Origin of the sequence: Stenotrophomonas sp. 2YAF22, assembly GCF_052114665.1 — a bacterium.
GTDB lineage: Bacteria > Pseudomonadota > Gammaproteobacteria > Xanthomonadales > Xanthomonadaceae > Stenotrophomonas > Stenotrophomonas indicatrix.
This window is the reverse complement of sequence record NZ_JBFRFE010000481.1, coordinates 1-3402: the sequence shown is the minus strand read 5'-3', so window position 1 is coordinate 3402 and position 3402 is coordinate 1. Positions and strand designations below refer to the sequence as shown.

Here is a 3402-nt window from a genome sequence, read left to right as displayed (position 1 = left end):
CAGCACCGACTGCGCGCTGGGCAGTGCGGCCACCAGCTTCTCGGCACGCAGGCGGGTAATGCCGGGAATCTCCGCTTCGACCAGCAGCTGGGCAAGGTCCAGCCCCTCGCGCAGCTTCGCACTTGGCGGGTGCACGTCGCTGATGCGCACCTGCCCCACCTGCAGCAGCGCGTCGATGGCCTGCTGGTTGCCTTCCTGTTCGAAGAAATGGCCCAGCGAGCGCGCCACTTCGCCACCGATGTCGGGCACGCGCTTGAACAGCGGCCACGGCAGACGGCGGATCAACGCCAGATCGCCAAACCACAATGCCAATGCCTTGGCGGTGCTCTCGCCGACGTGCTCGATGCCCAGTGCGAACAGCAGTCGCTCCAGCGTCGCATCACGGCTGGCATCGATCGCTGCGATCAGGTTGTCAGCCCACTTGGTGGCGATCTTCTTCGTGTTCCATTCGAAGGCCGCCGGCTGCGCCAATGCCTGCGCGCGCCACCCCGTATCGTTGCCATCCAGTTTCAACACAGCGTTGAGCACCGCGCCACTGCCTTCGGCCGGCAGGTGCAGTTTCAGGCTGGCCGCGAGTGCCGAAGGGTCTTCTGCGTCCAACACCAGCTTCAGGTGCAGCAGTTGGTCGCGGGTGAGGCGGTACAGATCGGCCACGCTCCTGACGATGCCGGCGTCCACCAGGGTTTCGATGTACTTATCGCCAAGGCCGTCGATATCCATCGCCCGTCGTGAAGCGAAGTGGGCGATGGCCTCCTTGCGCTGCGCCGGGCAGGACAGCTCGCCCGAACAACGCCAGGCAGCAGCCCCTTCCTCGCGCACGATTTCCGAGCCGCACACCGGGCAGCTGGTCGGCATCTGCCAGGGCGTGGTGCCCGCAGGGCGGCGATCGAGGATGACGCTGACCACTTCCGGAATCACATCGCCGGCACGGCGCACGATCACACTGTCGCCCACGCGCACATCCAGGCGCGCGATCTGGTCAGCGTTGTGCAGGGTTGCGTTGGACACGATCACCCCAGCCACCGCGACCGGCGCAAGGCGCGCCACCGGGGTGGCAGCACCGGTACGGCCGATCTGGATTTCGATGGCCTCCAGCGTAGTGCTCTGTTCCTGCGCCGGGAACTTGTGCGCGATGGCCCAGCGTGGTGCGCGCGACACGAAGCCCATGGCCTGCTGGCCGGCGCGGTCATCGAGCTTGTAGACCACGCCATCAATGTCGAATGCCAGGCCGTCGCGACGCTCGCCGATGTCACGGTAGTACGCCAGCAGGCCGTCGCTACCTTCCACCACCTGGCACAGATCGCTGACCGGGAAGCCCCATTCGCGCAGCTGTGCCAGCGTGCCCGAATGCGTATCGGGCAGCTCACCACCCTGCACTTCACCGGTACCGTAGGTGAAGAAACTGAGCCTGCGCTGCGCACTGATCTTCGGGTCAAGCTGGCGCAGCGAACCGGCCGCGGCATTGCGCGGATTGGCCAGCACCTTGCCACCATGCAGGCGCGCGCGCTCGTTGTAGGCCTCGAAGTCGGCGCGGGCCATGTAGACCTCACCGCGCACTTCCAGCACATCCGGCCAGTCCCTGCCTTTCAGGCGCTTGGGAATGTCGCCGATCTCGCGCAGGTTGGCGGTCACGTCCTCACCGGTGCTGCCATCGCCCCGGGTGGCGCCCAGCACGAAATGACCGTCCTCATAACGCAGGCTGATCGCCAGGCCGTCCATCTTCGGTTCGGCGGAAAAACGCAGGGTGCCGCGGCGCAGGCGCTCATCGATGCGGCGCACGAAGTCGGCCACTTCCTCATCGCTGAAGGCATTGGACAGCGACAGCATCGGTACTGCATGGGTGACTTCGGCGAAACGTCCCGACGGACGTGCCCCGACCTGCTGGGTCGGGCTGTCGGCACGGGCGAGATCAGGATGCTCGCGCTCCAGCGCCTCCAGCTCGCGCACCAGGCGGTCGTAGTCGACGTCGGGGATCTCCGGCGCATCCAGCTCGTGATAGGCGCGATTGGCCTGGGCGATCTGCCGGCGCAGGTCTTCGGCACGTTCGGCGGGGCTGGGGCTCATCGGAATCCGCGGGTTCTGGGATGGCCGGGAATTCTACCGCGCCTGCGCGTCAGGGCCTGTCTGTAGCGTCGAGCGCGGCTCAACGGGTGGCGAACAGCAGCCGAGCGCGGCCTGACTCTGCACGACCGCTTGCCGGCAATCACTGCCAGCGCTAGCGTGCGTCGGTCGCCCTTCCGGAACTACCCCTGTGACCCTGCCTGCCTCCCGTCGTCACTTCCTGCAACTGGCCGGCGCCGGACTCGCCCTCGCCAGCAGCGGCCCGCCCCGGTCGGCCCAGGCACAGCCAGCGACCGTGACTTCGCCAAACGCCAATGAAGGCGCGGTGCTGCTGAACTTCAACGAATGCCCCTATGGCCCCTCGCCCGCCGCCCAGCAGGCGGCACGCGACAGCATCGCCAGCTGCGGGCGTTACCGCTTCGCCCTGGCCGGTGAGGTACGCGATGCCTTCGTTGCCCAGGCCGGCATTCCCGCTGACCACGTGCGCCTGTATCCGGGCTCCAGCGAACCGCTGAACCGTGCGGCGACGCTGTGGACCGGCCCGCAGGCGGGCCTGGTAGTGGCCGACCCGACCTTCGAGACATTGGGTGAGATGGCAGCCGCGCGTGGCGCCCATGTGCAGAAGGTACCGCTGCGCAGCGATGGCGCGCACGACCTGCGCGCGATGGTTGCCGCCGCGCACGCGCAGCCGACCGGCCTGCTGTACGTGTGCAATCCCAACAATCCCACCGGCTCGATCAGTCCCGCCGAAGAACTGGCCTGGCTGCTGGCCAACAAGCCAGCCGGCACCCGCGTGCTGCTGGACGAGGCCTATCTGCAGTACAGCGAACAGCCCAGCCTGATTGCACAGGTAGCCCGGCGCGATGACCTGATCGTGCTGCGCACCTTCTCCAAGCTCTACGGCATGGCCGGCCTACGCCTCGGCGTGGCTGCAGCGCATCCCGAACGCCTGCGCGAGCTGGCCAGCCTGGGCGAGAACCCGCTGCCCGTGCCTGCGCTTGCGGCAGCCCTGGCCAGCCTGCGTGACCCCCAACTGATCCCGCAGCGACGCCTGCAGAATGCCAGGATCCGGCAGAGCACCATCGCCTGGCTGGGCAAGCGTGGCTTCAACTGCCTGCCGACCGAAGCAAACTGCTTCGTGGTGGATGTACAGCGCGACGGCGCTGCCTTCGCCAAAGACATGGCGGACAACGGCGTGGTGATCGGCCGCAGCTGGCCAATCTGGCCGCAGCGCGTGCGCGTGACCGTGGGCACCGAGGAAGAGATGGTGCGCTTCCGCAGCGCGTTCGCGAGGGTGGCAGGCGTACCGGCCTGACACAGTTGGCAGGGGCGAACCTTTGT

The 3402-nt window shown here is 67.5% G+C and carries 2 protein-coding genes; one reads left to right on the top strand and one right to left on the bottom strand.

The window, feature by feature from the left end:
- Window positions 1-2070: NAD-dependent DNA ligase LigA (ligA, locus tag AB4Y84_RS16830; RefSeq protein WP_442250489.1), on the bottom strand; the 2070-nt coding region annotated here is incomplete at its 3' end.
- Window positions 2071-2251: 181 nt separating this feature from the next.
- Between ligA and AB4Y84_RS16825 the strand changes: the two genes are divergently transcribed.
- Complete coding sequence (locus tag AB4Y84_RS16825; protein WP_442244329.1) at window positions 2252-3376, top strand: pyridoxal phosphate-dependent aminotransferase; 1125 nt, start codon at window positions 2252-2254, stop codon at window positions 3374-3376.
- The last annotated feature ends 26 nt before the right edge of the window (window positions 3377-3402 follow it).